This is a genomic window from Vreelandella sp. ssv (assembly GCF_059448525.1).
This window is the reverse complement of the sequence record NZ_CM182545.1, coordinates 3,601,242-3,615,435: the sequence shown is the minus strand read 5'-3', so window position 1 is coordinate 3,615,435 and position 14,194 is coordinate 3,601,242. Positions and strand designations below refer to the sequence as shown.

Below are 14,194 nucleotides of genomic sequence, written 5' to 3'. Positions count from 1 at the left end.
TTCCTCTATTTATCGTTATCATCATTTATTGTCAGCATGCGTGAGCCGATCCAGAGCGACAATTAGGCAATCGGTAACAATGGGTTCGTGATTAGCGAAGGTGTGCGTTAGCATAATCCGCCTGTCTTATGGGAGTCATGTGTCATGCGCCGCTTCGATTTTGTCACCCTCAAGCTGTTTATTTCCGTCGCGGACGAAGGCCGCCTGACCGCCGCTGCCGAGCGAGAACACTTAGCACTCGCAGCAGTGAGCAAGCGAATAAGTGACCTGGAAGCGCTGGTCGGCACGACGCTGCTGTATCGCCGCCCCCGTGGTGTGGAACTCACTCCTGCGGGCCAGGCGTTTTTGCACCATGCCCGACGTATTATGGATAACATTGAGCGTCTGCACGCCGAACTCAGTGAGTACGGCGAAGGCGTGCGCGGCCATGTACGTATCCACTCCAATACCTCGGCGATCATTGCCTTTCTTCCCCAGGATCTCAGCGCGTTCTCTCGGCTTTACCCTGAAATCAAGATCGATCTTCAGGAGCGGGTCAGTAGCGAAATCATTGCCGCCGTTCGCGACGGGCTGACCGATATCGGTATTTTCGCTGGGCATGTGGCGGCGCCTGATCTCCAGCAGCTCTCCTATCGGCATGATCGACTCGTGTTAATGACACCCATTGATCACCCGCTTGCTGAGCGTGAAAGCATCGCTTTTAATGAAGCGCTGGCCTTCGATTTTATTGGCTTACAGCAGGACGCCTCGCTGCAATCGCTGTTGAATGAGCAAGCTAACCTAGCAGGCAAAGCGCTGCGTATGCGCATTCAGGTACGTAGCTTTGACGCTATTTGCCGGATGATTCACCACGGCATGGGGGTTGGCGTACTCCCCGAGCAGACCATCTATCGCGATCTGGGCGATTTGCAGCTCAAAAGTATTCCGCTTAGCGATCCTTGGGCTCAGCGTGAGCTGGTGATTGGCATGCGCCGGTATGCCTCGCTGCACGTGACTGCGCGACATCTGGTTGACCACCTCACCCAGAAAGTAGCCGAGATCTAGCTGACAAAGCCTGCCAATGGCTTCGTGCTTTGTGAAAGCTGGCGAACACATGAATTCGATAAGCATGGTTGGGGCATGCCGTTTATAAATGCGCCGTTGCTGCCAAAAAGGAGAGCAGCGGAGGCTGCTAGGTATTCATCTTTGGTCGTATGGCTGCAAGCTTCTCTGGCAAAATCCGCGTCATACCAGCGTTTCTAGCCATCGTATTTGACGAAGTCATCCTTCTTGAACGTCGATTTGAGCCCTTCGTCCGCTTGTTTCAAGATCAGATAAGCGACATCAAGCTCTTGCCTACAGGAGCTACCCAAGAACCACATCCAATAACGACAACCGTAGAGAGTCATCCCATGCGGAAACAACTGTTTGCCACGCTGGCTACCCTTGGCATGCTAACGACAGCCCCGTTCGTTTTAGCTAACCCCATCGAAATTCAAGTTAACAACACCATGAGTGAAGGCGGCTCGGAAAGCGCCGCGGTGGAACGCTTTGCTGAGTATCTGGAAGAGCAGGCGCCAGGCCGCTTTGAAGTGCGTCCCTTTTTGGCGGGCTCTTTGGGCGGTGAGAATGCCGTGTTGGAGCTGCTTAACCTGGGCCAAACCCAGCTCTCCCTGACCGGTGGTAACTGGCGTCAACAGTATGCGCCTGAGTATGACGCCATTACGGTTCCCTTTGTCTTTACCACCTGGGACGAAGTCGACGCCTATATGGAGAGTCCTTCCGGCCAAGCGCTGGTTGAAAAAGCAGAAAACCAGGGCGGCCTGAAGTATTTTGGTCTGCAGCACCGCGGGCCCCGCCACATGACCGCTAACAAGGAGATCCACACCCCGGCGGATCTGGAAGGTTTCCGCCTGCGCCTGCCTTCGCTGCCAGTATGGTTGGAAGTGTGGGAAGAGATCGGCGCTCAGGTAGTGAACGTGCCCGCGCCAGAGATTTATCTCGCCATGCAGACCGGCCAGGTAGATGGTCACGAGAACTCGCTTTCCTCACCCTATACCCGTCGCTTATGGGAAGTGCAGGACTACCTGATCATGACCAGCCACGTGCAGTTTCCGTGGAGCTGGGTGGCTAGTTCTCGCTGGTGGGAGGGTCTAGAAGAGGAAGATCAAGCGCTGATCGAAGAGGCGATCGACGTAGCTCGTCAATACGGATCAGAGCAAGAGCGTGAACTTGATGAGTTCTATCTGGAAGCGCTTCAGGACGAGGGCATGACTGTCATTGAGCCGGAAGTTACGCCTTTCCGCGAAGCGGCGTTGCCAGCCATCGATCGTGTCATGGCTGAAATGGCCGACGGCGTTCGTGAAGATGCGCTGGGTAACGACAGCGAGTAAATACGCACCGGACAGACACCGCGGCGGCCTAACGGGCCGTCGTTGTTTTTCATGTCAAGAAAGCTTTCATGACCAATAAATTTTCATACATGACCAAGAAGACGTCAGGGTAAGGAGTTCTCCTGTGGAAGACGCGGTAGCGCCCAACAAGGGCCTGGATCGAATTGCTTTCTATACGCTGCGCGGCGTTACTCGTCTTTGTGACGGGGTGGGCGTGGCGCTCATGGCGGCCATTCTGCTGTTGATCGTGGCGGCCGTCATTGCCCGTGACCTACTCGGAATCGGTATGCCCTGGACCGAGGAGATGGCGTCTATGCTGGCCATCTACGCAATTGGCTTTGGATCACTGTCGGCATGGGTACGCAGCGAGCACCTAGCGGTGGATCTGTTTAGCCATAAGCTTTCTGGTTTAGGTAAAAATATCCAATACCGTCTCATCACCCTAATCTCATGCGGCTTTTTCGCGCTTGCCGCCTGGGGCGCGTGGATCATGTCGGACATGAGTGCCAACAATAAAACCGTCTCGTTAAGTATCAGTTTCAGCTACCTCTATTACGGCATCTTTTTCAGCTTTGTGGGCATGGCGTTGATTGCCCTGTGGCAATGCCTGCGTGGCCCAGTGGCGTGGTTGGAAGTATCCCATGAAGAGGAGACCTCTCAACCATGACCGAACTTATGATCTTTGTCGGTGGCCTGTTGGTACTGATGGCCATTGGTTTGCCCGTAGTGGTCGCCATTGGCGTGACCTCGTTTATCGCCCTGGTGGCAACCGGCACCGGCGGGCTGCCTGTCGAGCTGCTTCCGCTGCGCATGGTGCAAACCCTCAATAACTTTACGCTACTGGCGATTCCGCTGTTCATCCTGGCCGCCAATATCATGAATATCGGTTCTACCACCACGCGCATTTTTGACTTTGCCACCGCGCTGGTGGGCTTTACCAAGGGCGGCCTGGGCCACGCCAACGTCGTGGCCAGCTCCATTTTTGCCACCATGTCGGGTACCGCCGTTGCCGATGCCGCAGGTCTTGGCAGCATCGAAATCAAGGCCATGAAAGAGCGTGGCTACGAGCTGGGTTACTCAACCGGCATCACTGCCGCCTCCAGCGTGATAGGGCCAATTCTGCCGCCCAGTATCGCGCTCGTGGTTTATGGCTGGCTGGCCAATGTGAGTATTGGCGGGCTGTTCATGGCCGGGCTTTTGCCGGGTATTTTGATGGCGCTGTTGCTCATGGGGATGACTGTTCTGTTGTCTGCCAGTGGCAAGGTGGTGATGCCCAAGCCCACGCCTTTTGACGCCTGCGAAGTCGTCCGCACCGGCAAGCGCGCCATTCTGCCCTTGATGATGCCGGCGATTATCGTTGGCGGTATCTGGGGTGGTTTTTTCACCCCGACGGAAGCCGGCGCCATTGCATCGCTTTATGCGGTGATACTGGGCGGCCTGGTTTATCGCGACTTGAATTGGCGGGATCTGTTCAATGCCTTTCGCCGTACTCTGATGTTCAGTGCGGTGATCCTGCTGATCATCGCCGTCTCCAGTTTTTACGGTTGGATTCTGGTACGCATGGGCATTCCTCAGGCGTTGGCGGGCCAGGTGGCCAGCATCGATATGCCCATGTTTGCACTACTCCTCTGTTTTGCACTGTTTTTCCTGCTGATCGGCTGCTTTATGTCGGTGATCGAAAGCATCCTGATATTCACCCCGATTGTGGTGCCGGCAGCGCTGAGTGCAGGGCTTGATCCTGTGCACTTCGGTATCGTGATGGTCATCACGCTATCGGTAGGGGTCATTACCCCACCCTTCGGTACGGTGCTGTTCCTAATGGTTGGGATCACGCGGCTACGCTACGGCCAAGTGGTGACCGCGATACTGCCGTTCCTGCTGCCGATCATTGCGACCATTTTGCTGTTGATTGCCGTGCCGGGGCTGGCCACTTGGCTGCCCGATATCATGGGGTATTGATCCAGAGGAGCCCGTATGAAAATGCTGCACAACGAGTTTAAGCAACAGCTTCTGGCGGGCCAACCCCAAACGGGGATCTGGCTCGGCTTGACCAGTGCTTATACGGCTGAGATAGCCGCCACGGCAGGCTTCGACTGGCTGTTGATTGACGCGGAACATACGCCTAATGATTTAGCCAGCCTGCTGGCACAGCTGCAGGCGCTGGCCCCCTATCAAAGCCACCCCGTGGTGCGCCCGCCCACCGGCGATGCGGTGTTGATCAAGCGTTACCTGGATATTGGCGTGCAGAACCTGCTAATTCCTATGGTAGAAACGGCTGAACAGGCGGCTGAACTGGTAGCGGCCACGCGCTATCCCCCCCGCGGTATTCGCGGCGTTGGCCATGTGCTGGCACGCGCCTCGCGGTGGGGGCAGACAGAAGATTACCTCTCTCGCGCTGATGCCGAAATCTGCCTAATGCTACAGGTGGAGAGCCCCCAGGCGCTTGCCAACCTGGAGGCTATTGCGGCAGTAGACGGTGTCGATGGGGTGTTTATTGGCCCGGCGGATTTATCGGCGTCTATGGGGCATCTCGGCAATGCCAGCCACCCCGAAGTGACAGACGCGATTAGTGACGCCATTCACAAGATACGCGCTGCGGGCAAGGCAGCGGGTATTGTGACGGTGGATGAGCAAGCCGCCCGCGGCTATCTTGCAGCGGGATGCACCTTTGTTGGTGTTGGCATTGATACGTTGCTTTACGCCAATGCTCTGCGCGGGCTGGCGGAGCGCTTCAAGCAGTCATGAACCAAAGAGTGGTGAATCACGCTGGGGACTACTCCCCAGTAGGCAAAATTCTGCCTGGGTTCATCAATCCTTTGGGGTCGAACAGCGCTTTAACACCGCTGACCATCTCTCGCTCAATCGACGATAGCCGCGCCAAGTAGGGCGCCTGCTTGGTGCGGCCAATGCCGTGTTCAGCGCTGATGCTGCCGTAAAAATCATCGAGCACTTCAAACAGCCGCTCCTCCAGGTCGTGCAGGTGGGCTTTCTTATCGCTATCCGCCATTGCCGTGGGCGGTAGTATATTGAAGTGCAGATTACCGTCGCCCACATGCCCGTAGGCAATAATTTCGCACTCGGGTGAGGCGGCCATGACCACGTCGCTGGCTCGGCTGACGAAGTCGGGAATCGCCGAAATGGGCACCGAGATATCGGTACGCAGATGCTCGCCGCGCCGCCGCTGGCCTTCCAGCATGCTTTCGCGGAACTGCCACAGCTGGGCGGACTGGGTATCGCTGGATGCCAGTGCGCCATCCAGCACCAGTTCGCGCTCCATGCCGGTTTCCAGCAGTTGTTCCAGCATCGAACCTAAATCCACCGGACCTGTGGCCGCAACTTCCATCAACACGTACCAAGGGTAGGCGTTTTCCATCGGGTCTCGTAGTTCAGGCGTTGCTTCAATGGCCAGCTCGATACAGCGGCGGGGAATCAGCTCGAAAGCCGTTAGCAAATCACAGCAGTCGCGACGGGCCAAACCGTAAAGATCAATCACCGCCTGAACAGAGGGCAGACCAAGCAGTGCGGTACGGTTTTGGGTGGGGCGAGGTGATAGTTTTAACACTGCGCCCGTCACGATGCCCAGGGTGCCTTCGCTGCCTAGAAACAATTGCTGAAGGTCGTAGCCGCGGTTGTCCTTGTGCAGGGCGTTCAGGCTTTCCCAGATGCGCCCGTCGGGGAGTACGACTTCAAGGCCCAGCACCAGCTCGCGCATCATGCCGTAGCGCAGTACATTCAGCCCGCCTGCATTGGTGGCGATATTGCCGCCAATCTGGCAACTGCCTTGAGCCCCCAGCGAGAGCGGAAAATCGCAGTCATGATCATAAGCCGCCAGCTTGACGTTCTCGAGAATACAGCCAGCGTCTACCGTGATGGTGAAGTTGACCGGATCAATGGCACGTACGCTGTTAAGGCGCTCTAGACTGATTACCAACTCTTGACCATTGGTGGCTGGCAAGGCGCCTGCCACCAGGCCGCTGTGACCACCCTGGGGCGTCATTGCCACCCCCTGCTGGTAGCAGCGTTTGACGACCTCAGCAACCTGCGCGGTATTGGCTGGGCGTGCCACGGCCAGCGGCATGCCCAGCGTGTCGCCTGCCCAGTCGCTGGTGTAACGTGCCATGGCGTCGGGCTCACGGATTAGCCCGCGCTCACCCAGCAGGCTGGTGAGCTCATTTAAAAAGGCTGTGTTGTCGGTCATCAGTGCTCTTCCTGCCAAGCAGCACCCTCAGGGAAGCGGTGCTGTGCCTGGGACTCTGTGTGCATGGCGATGCTGTAACCTGGCGCTTCTGGCACTTGATAGCGGCCACGGTTGATGACCACTGGATCAATAAAGTGCTCGTGAAGGTGATCTACGTACTCCAGCACACGACCTTCGAGGCTGCCGGATACCGCGATATAGTCGAACAGAGAGATATGCTGGGTGTATTCGCAAAGCCCAACGCCACCGCCATGGGGGCAAATTGGCACGCCGAACTTAGCGGCCATCAGCGTTACTAAAATCACTTCGTTAAGCCCACCCAAGCGTGCCGCATCTAGCTGGCAGTAGTCGATGGCATCGGCCTGGAAGAACTGCTTGAACATCACTTTGTTGTGGCAGTGCTCGCCGGTGGCGACGCCAATGGGTGCCACGCGGTGGCGGATTTCGGCGTGGCCGAGAATATCGTCAGGGCTGGTGGGTTCTTCAATCCACAGCGGATCGAATTCAGCCAGACGGCGCATTTTGGTCACCGTTTCGTCGACTTCCCACACTTGGTTGGCATCCATCATCAACACGTTGTCCCAACCGATCTCATCGCGCAGCAGCGCTGCCCGGCGGGCGTCCTCTTCGATATCGCCGCCAATCTTCTGCTTGAAGTGCGTCCAGCCCTCGGCTAGCGCTTCACGCGCCAGACTACGCACTTTCTCGTCGCTGTAGCCCAGCCAGCCGGCCGAGGTAGTGTAGCCGGGGTAGCCATCACTGCGCATTTCGGCTTCACGGGCTGCTTTGCCAGGTGCTTTGCGGCGTAGTAGGCAGATCGCTTCTTCCGGCGTTAACGCATCGGTGACGAAGCGGAAGTCGAGACAGCGTACCAACTGCTCCGGCGTCATATCCACTAGCAGCTTCCATACCGGCTTGCCTTCTTTTTTCGCCCACATATCCCACACGGCGTTGACGATGGCGGCAGTGGCCAGGTGAATCGCGCCTTTATCGGGACCAATCCAGCGTAGCTGGCTGTCGCCGGTGATTTCCCGCCAGAAGGTGCCCATGTTGTCGGTAATCGAGGCCAGCGTACGCCCCTCAATGAGTGGCGCCAGGGAGTGCAAAGCAGTGACAACGATCTCGTTGCCGCGGCCAATGGTAAAGGTCAGGCCGTGCCCTTCGGGGCTGCCGTCATCGGTGTGTAGGATGACGTAAGCGGCGGAGTAGTCCGGCGCGGCATTCATGGCATCTGAGCCATCCAGCGAGCGCGAGGTGGGGAAACGGATATCTTGAATATCGATGCGAGTAATCGTTGTCATTGTGCTCTCCTTGGCGTTGAGTGGGGGTGAAATTTAACGGCGTGCCAGGTGGCGCATCAGCTCACGGATACCGTAGGTCCAGGGCGGCAGTTGATCGCTTCTGCCTACTCGGTTGACCAGCGCGCCCAGCGCCGGTGTGGCGATGGTGACGCGGTCATTCATATGATGGGTGAAGCCTTGGCCTTTACCGTCGCGATCCTGAATCGGCGAGAACATGGTGCCCAGGAATAGCATGAAACCGTCCGGGTATTGATGGTGGTCGCCGATGGTCTGGTTGACCAGATCCAGCGGGTCACGGCTGATTTCGCGCATATCGCTTTCACCCTGAAGCAGGAAGTCGTCATCTTCGCCCTCGATACGCAGCGATACCTGGCAATTGCGCACGCTGTCGATGTCGAAGTGATCGTCAAACAGGCGGATGAATGGACCGATTGAGCAGGAGGCGTTGTTATCTTTCGCCTTACCGAGCAGCAGGGCACTGCGCCCTTCAACGTCACGCAGATTGACGTCGTTGCCCAGCGTGGCACCGCGCACCTGACCGCGGCTGTCGACGGCCAGCACGATTTCGGGTTCAGGGTTGTTCCATTGCGATGACGGATGCAAGCCCACTGGCGTTCCGAAGCCCACCGATGAAAGCGGCTGCGCTTTGGTAAACACTTCGGCATCGGGGCCGATACCGACTTCCATATATTGTGACCACCCACCGCGCGATTGGAGTGCCTTTTTCAGCGACAGCGCTTCTTCAGAACCCGGCTTAATCTTGGAGAGGTCGGTGCCAATCAGTGCTTGAAGGTCGCTCCTTAGCTCATCCGCACGTGCAGGGTCGCCGCCCGCCTGTTCCTCTATCACTCGCTCCAATAGGCTGACGGCAAAAGTGACGCCGCACGCTTTAACGGCTTGCACATCGCAGGGAGCCAGCAGGTAGGGCGCCTGGGGTTGGGGCAATTGAGAGTTTTCCAGCAGTGCCTCAACACTGCCCAGGTTAGGACCTTCCGCCCGTCGCACGACCTCTTGTAGGTCATCACGTTCCAGAAGGTCCGCCATGGTCGGGCCAAACGCGGTGATGTCGATCACCTGGCCGTTATTGACGGTCACTAGCGCGGGGCCAGAATGGCTGCCGTCCAGCCATACCCGGCCAACCAGCAGCGCGTTCCCCAGGTCTGCGGGAAGTGTGTCCGTCGATGAAAGTGGGTTCATGCCTCTCTCCATTCGTTCTTAAAGGGGGTTATTAAAATTAGTTCTGCAAATTAGCTCTTCAAATTAGCTCTTCAAATTAGCTGTTTAGACTTGGTTATTAAACGTTAGTAGCGATATGCGACTGGCGGTTAATACACCATCGCCTATCATGTTATAGATGTCGTGTTGTATGACAGGTATGCCAGTTCATGGCTTACTTTAGCGCACCGCTCCATTTCGGGTCGATAGTTAAATCTATCTGGTTGAAGACGGTATCGCTAAGCAGCGCTCTCACAATAAAACAAAAAGTGGTAAGGAGAATTTCATGTTAGACGAGTGGAAAGGTAAACGCGTGCTGATCACCGGCGCCAGTCGTGGCATTGGCGCGGCGGTTGCGAAACAGCTGGGGGCGTTAGGAGCGCACGTAGCCGTGCACTATCACAGCAGTGAAGCCCCCGCTGAAGCCGTGGTTAACGCTATTTGCGATGCGGGTGGAAACGCTTTTGCCCTTAAAGCAGACGTCAGCCGCACTAGCGAGACCCAACAACTTGTCGATGATGCTGCCGAGCGTCTGGGCGGTTTGGATCTGTTGATCAATAACGCGGGGGATATGATGGGCCGTGTTGGCTTAGATGAGATGGACGATGACCAGTATGACCGGGTCATGGATCTCAATGCCCGTTCAGTGATCATGGCAAGCCGAGCGGCGCTGCCCCATTTCCGGCGCGCAGGCGGGGGTAATATTATTCACACTACTTCGATTGCCGCGCGCAACGGCGGTGGGGGAGGTGCCGGTTTGTACGCTTCTGCCAAAGGCTTTGTAAGTACGATCACCCGTAATATGGCTAAGGAACTGGCAGGGGATAATATCCGCGTCAACGCCGTTGCCCCCGGCACGATTGCCACCGATTTTCATGATCGCCACTCAAGCGAGGCTCACTTAGCAGCTGCTAAGGCATCAATCCCCATGGGGCGGCTGGGAACGGCGGAGGAGTGCGTGGGCGCGTATGTTTTTCTGGCGACCGATACGCTAAGTGGCTATGTCACTGGTCAAATCATTGAGGTCAACGGCGGGCAGTTAATGCCATGAATAACTCCCCACGCTGTTATGAAATTGCGATCACCATGGGCGATCCTGCTGGCATCGGCCCGGAGATCATCTGCCGTGCACTGAGTGCTATGTCCGCCACTGAACGCGCCACGGCGATGGTCATCGGTGACCCGGCTATTTATCGCCGTGCGGCGGTGAGTGTTGGCGCCGCGCTTGAGTTCGTGCCATTGGAGCAGGCAGAAAGTGGGCAGGATCATGTGGCGGTCGGCGTGGTCGAGGTGCCGGAAGGCGTTGAGATTCCCGATGGCCAAATCAGTGCCGGGGCGGGTGACATGGCGTTTCGCTGCGTCCGCAAAGCCGTGGAATTGGTACAGGCGGGGCGGGCGCAGGTGATTGTCACCGCACCACTGAACAAGGCGGCGCTGCATGCGGCCGGGCACCATTACGATGGCCACACGGGGATGCTGGCATCGCTGACCGGTGCGTCCTCGTCGTTTATGCTGCTGGCATCAGAGACACTTTCGACACTGCATGTTTCCACCCACGTATCGTTGCGCGATGCGATTGATCGGGTCACCCCCAAGCGTATTATTGCCACCGTTGAGGCGGGGCATACGCACTTGGTTGCGCTGGGGATGCGTGCCCCGCGTATCGCCGTCGCCGGGCTTAACCCCCACTGTGGTGAAGGAGGGATTTTTGGCGATGAAGATAGCCGCTGTATCGCTCCGGCGGTGGAGCACTTACGCCAGCGCGGTTTCGATGTGAGCGGGCCTATCTCGGCGGACACGGTATTTTACCGTGCCTCAAAAGGCGAGTTCGACCTGGTGATTGCCCAGTATCACGACCAGGGGCATATCCCCGTCAAGCTAATCGCCTTTGATACTACGGTGAATGTCAGTCTCGGCTTGCCGCTTCAGCGTACCTCGGTGGATCATGGCACCGCCTTTGATATTGCCTGGCAGGGCAAAGCCGACGCGACCAACATGGGGTCAGCGATTGCCTACGCCCGGCGATTAGCCGGTGGCGCCAAGGAATGAGTCGCTGCCGGTTGGCGATTATTGCCGACGACCTATCAGGCGCGCTGGACACTGCCGCCCCGTTCGCCGCGCGGGGTGCAGATGCCCGCGTGGTGATCAGCCTGGAGGCATTAGCGACAACGCTTGAGGCGTGGCAAGGCCAGTGGCCAGAGGTCATTGCCGTGAATACTCAATCCCGCCATCTGCCATCCGATGAGGCAGCGCTTCGGGTGAGTGAAGCAGTGCGTTTACTCAAGCGAGTAGCGCCTCAGCAATGGTTCAAGAAAGTCGATTCAACCTTGCGTGGCCAGGTCATCGCAGAGTGCACGGCACTTCGGGAAGCGCTTGGTTTGCCCCTGCTGCTGGCTCCCGCGGTACCGGCCCAGGGGCGAACGGTGCGTCATGCCGAAGTATGGGTGGACGGCATTCCACTGGCCGATACCACCTACCAACAGGATGCTCTCTCAACGCCCCTGGCTGGCCCCATTGATCAGGCATTTGCCATCAGTGGTTTGCCGCTGCAGCGCTATCAACCTGAGCGTGACGTTCAACTCCCGAACGGGGACTGCATCGCCGATGCCGAAAGCGACGAGGAGCTTTCGGCGCTCTATCAGCTCGTGTCGAGTGCGGATTACCGCCGAGCGACGGCGGGGGCTGCGGGGCTGGCAACGGCTATCGCACAACGCTTTTTCGGGTGGCCTGATGCACCGCTTCGAGCGTTGAGTAGCGTAAATGCAGTGCTTTATGCCATCGGTTCCAGAAGCCCTCGTGCTGCCGAACAGCTCCAGCAGTTGCGCCAACATGTGCCCGGTTTAGCTGTGATTAAAGCGTGTACCAATCCCTCTGCTAATCCCTGTCATCCCAGTAATAGCAGCCCCGTTTTAAATGCTTGTGCGGTCGTGCCTGGAGAGAGTGACGAACGCACGGCAAACCAAGTCGCCGAGTCGATAGCAGCCAACGTGGCCGATATTACGTCTGCCTGGCAGGACGATGATCCGCGTTTGCTATTTTTAACCGGCGGGGATATCGCCATGGCCGTGTTGACCCAACTGGGGGTGAGTTATATCTCTGTCGAGACGGAGTGGTCACCCGGGGTGGCACTAGGGAGTATGGATGGCGATAGGCGAAAGCGAGTGATGACTAAAGCGGGTGGCTTTGGCGATCCTCAGTTGCTGGTGCGCTTACACCATCAGGTCGCGACGGCTTGAATCATCATCTTCACTACGAAAATCGTTACCTGGATAGTTGCGCGATTGCGGCTAGCCAACTAAGTTTGAAGCTGGTGGTATGACACGTATACAGCACTATGGTCGGTTATGTTGTTTGCCGCCGCTTAAAAAATAACCAATACACCACAATAAATAGCAGCAAATCACACTACCCAAAAATAAATCCAATGGTTGTGAGGAGTACACGATGAGTCACAAACGCCAACACTCGCTTAAGATGGCCCGCCTGCTGACCGCTACGCTTATCGCCGGTGGTCTCTCAGTGACCGGTGCTGTGCATGCGCAAGAAGAACTCACCTTTGCTCACGTCTATGAGACATCCGAGCCTTACCACGAGTGGGCACTGTGGGCGGCAGATGAAATCGAGGAGCGTACTGATGGCCGTTATTCGATCGGTGTCCACGCGGCGTCGTCGCTGGGTAAGGAAGCGGACATCAACGAAGGCCTACAGCTTGGCACGGTTGATCTGATCTACACCGGCAACCAATTTGCCGGACGTTTCTATGGCCCGGTGGGTATCGCTGGCGCGCCCTATATGTTCCGCGATTTTGATCACTGGCAGGCCTATGCCGATAGCGACCTGTTCAAGGAAATTGCCCAGGGCTACCAGGATGAAACCGGTAACGTACCGCTGGCCATGAACTACTACGGGCGCCGCCATGTAACCTCCAACAAACCGATCAATACGCCTGAGGACATGAAAGACCTTAAAATTCGTACGCCCAATGCGCCAATGTACATGATGTTCCCCGAAGCGGTGGGCGCCAACCCCACTCCGATCGCTTTCTCCGAGGTTTATCTGGCGCTGCAGCAAGGTGTGGTGGATGCGCAGGAAAACCCACTGCCGACCATTCGCGCCAAGGCGTTCCATGAAGTGCAGGACTATATCAATCTGACCGGGCATATCACTGATTCGCTAATCACTATCGCCGGTGGCCCGCTGTGGAACCGTCTCTCCGAGGAGGATCGCGAAATTTTCCGTGAGGTCTACACCGAAGCCGGCGAGCGCATCACTCAAGATATCCTGAAGTCCGAGGAAGAGCTGGTGGCTTGGTTCGAAGAGCAGGGTGTGACCGTCAACGAAGTGGACATCGAACCCTTCCGCGAAGCCACGATTCCTGCCCATAACGGTGAAGCGGCTACTTGGGATCAGGAAACCTATGATCGTCTGCAGGCTATCGGCCTGTAATACCGTGAGGCCTGAGTTTTCCAGACTTTGTATGTTTCCGGGATCGTTTTTTTCGTAGACCAAGACTCGCCCCGCCCAGTCCTTGGGTGGGGCGAAGCGGGAGCCTTCCATGAGCCAAACCGACCCCACTGACGAGACCAGCCTTGCAGGTCTCGACGATGATTCTTTTAACATTCATGACTATGCCCTGGAGGATTTCCTCACGCTTGGGATCTTCTGGCTGCTGGCACTGGATGTCTTTATGCAGTTTTTCAGCCGCTATGTGCTGGGTAATTCCATCGCCTGGACGGAGGAGATGGCGCGTTATCTATTGGTCATGGTGGGCTTTATGGGCAGCACCATGGCCGTGCGAAAAGGGTCGCATATCGCAGTGGAATTTTTCTATCGCTACATGCCGGGGTGGCTAGGGCGCTTGATGTCGACGCTGGTAGACCTGATCAATATTGCCTTCTTCGCCAGCATGGCCTGGATCACCTTCAAACTGGCTGACCGTACCAGTGCCATGATGACCTCGGTGGATATCCCTAAAAGCTGGCTTTACTACCTGGTGATGGTGGGCTTTATCGTAATGCTGGTGAGAGGGGTGCAGGTGGCTATTCGTCACTGGCGCTCGGGCACCAGTGAACTGCTCAATACCCAATAACAACACGCCAACACGCTAC

At 56.9% G+C, this 14,194-nt stretch carries 13 protein-coding genes; 10 read left to right on the top strand and 3 right to left on the bottom strand.

Annotated features, from left to right (window positions below; translation table 11 throughout):
* Positions 1–144 precede the first annotated feature (144 nt).
* From AC5TBW_RS16460 to hpaI, 5 genes are all read left to right on the top strand, one after another.
* The gene (locus AC5TBW_RS16460) at positions 145–1,044 is read left to right on the top strand and encodes a LysR family transcriptional regulator (RefSeq protein ID WP_495509590.1); all 900 of its coding nucleotides are present in this window, start codon (positions 145–147) and stop codon (positions 1,042–1,044) included.
* A 347-nt stretch (positions 1,045–1,391) separates the two neighbouring features.
* The gene (locus tag AC5TBW_RS16455; protein ID WP_495509589.1) at positions 1,392–2,372 is read left to right on the top strand and encodes a TRAP transporter substrate-binding protein; all 981 of its coding nucleotides are present in this window, start codon (positions 1,392–1,394) and stop codon (positions 2,370–2,372) included.
* Between the two features lie 124 nt (positions 2,373–2,496).
* Entirely contained in the window at positions 2,497–3,039 is a 543-nt protein-coding gene (locus AC5TBW_RS16450; RefSeq protein WP_495509588.1) for a TRAP transporter small permease, read from the top strand.
* The gene (locus AC5TBW_RS16445; protein WP_280104734.1) at positions 3,036–4,331 is read left to right on the top strand and encodes a TRAP transporter large permease; all 1,296 of its coding nucleotides are present in this window, start codon (positions 3,036–3,038) and stop codon (positions 4,329–4,331) included. Before AC5TBW_RS16450 ends, AC5TBW_RS16445 begins: the two co-directional genes overlap by 4 nt.
* A 15-nt stretch (positions 4,332–4,346) precedes the next feature.
* Positions 4,347–5,117, top strand: coding sequence for a 4-hydroxy-2-oxoheptanedioate aldolase (hpaI, locus tag AC5TBW_RS16440; protein WP_495509587.1), 771 nt, complete (start codon positions 4,347–4,349; stop codon positions 5,115–5,117).
* Between the two features lie 28 nt (positions 5,118–5,145).
* Here the strand turns inward: hpaI and AC5TBW_RS16435 are convergent, their stop codons facing one another.
* Genes AC5TBW_RS16435 through AC5TBW_RS16425 form a run of 3 tightly spaced genes read right to left on the bottom strand, consistent with a single transcriptional unit; the run spans position 5,146 to position 9,068 of the window.
* Positions 5,146–6,570 carry an FAD-binding oxidoreductase gene (locus AC5TBW_RS16435; protein WP_495509586.1) on the bottom strand — a complete coding sequence of 475 codons (1,425 nt, stop codon included), beginning with the start codon at positions 6,568–6,570 and terminating at the stop codon, positions 5,146–5,148.
* Positions 6,570–7,871 (bottom strand): L-fuconate dehydratase, encoded by a 1,302-nt coding sequence (locus AC5TBW_RS16430; RefSeq protein ID WP_495509585.1) that lies wholly within the window; start codon positions 7,869–7,871, stop codon positions 6,570–6,572. Before AC5TBW_RS16430 ends, AC5TBW_RS16435 begins: the two co-directional genes overlap by 1 nt.
* A 33-nt stretch (positions 7,872–7,904) precedes the next feature.
* Complete coding sequence (locus AC5TBW_RS16425) at positions 7,905–9,068, bottom strand: fumarylacetoacetate hydrolase family protein (protein WP_495509584.1); 1,164 nt, start codon at positions 9,066–9,068, stop codon at positions 7,905–7,907.
* 304 nt (positions 9,069–9,372) lie between these two features.
* On the opposite strand from AC5TBW_RS16425, the gene AC5TBW_RS16420 reads away from it, so the two are divergent.
* The 5 genes from AC5TBW_RS16420 to AC5TBW_RS16400 all read left to right on the top strand — a co-directional run bounded on the left by AC5TBW_RS16420 (position 9,373) and on the right by AC5TBW_RS16400 (position 14,175).
* Positions 9,373–10,137 (top strand): SDR family NAD(P)-dependent oxidoreductase, encoded by a 765-nt coding sequence (locus tag AC5TBW_RS16420; protein WP_495509583.1) that lies wholly within the window; start codon positions 9,373–9,375, stop codon positions 10,135–10,137.
* Complete coding sequence (gene pdxA, locus AC5TBW_RS16415; RefSeq protein ID WP_495509582.1) at positions 10,134–11,135, top strand: 4-hydroxythreonine-4-phosphate dehydrogenase PdxA; 1,002 nt, start codon at positions 10,134–10,136, stop codon at positions 11,133–11,135. The genes AC5TBW_RS16420 and pdxA overlap by 4 nt, the downstream gene beginning before the upstream one ends.
* Positions 11,132–12,322 (top strand): four-carbon acid sugar kinase family protein, encoded by a 1,191-nt coding sequence (locus AC5TBW_RS16410; RefSeq protein ID WP_495509581.1) that lies wholly within the window; start codon positions 11,132–11,134, stop codon positions 12,320–12,322. The genes pdxA and AC5TBW_RS16410 overlap by 4 nt, the downstream gene beginning before the upstream one ends.
* Positions 12,323–12,530: 208 nt before the next feature.
* Positions 12,531–13,532, top strand: a complete 1,002-nt coding sequence (locus AC5TBW_RS16405) for a sialic acid TRAP transporter substrate-binding protein SiaP (RefSeq protein ID WP_495509580.1) — start codon at positions 12,531–12,533, stop codon at positions 13,530–13,532.
* Positions 13,533–13,641: 109 nt separating this feature from the next.
* Positions 13,642–14,175 carry a TRAP transporter small permease gene (locus tag AC5TBW_RS16400; protein WP_133733268.1) on the top strand — a complete coding sequence of 178 codons (534 nt, stop codon included), beginning with the start codon at positions 13,642–13,644 and terminating at the stop codon, positions 14,173–14,175.
* Positions 14,176–14,194: the final 19 nt, after the last annotated feature.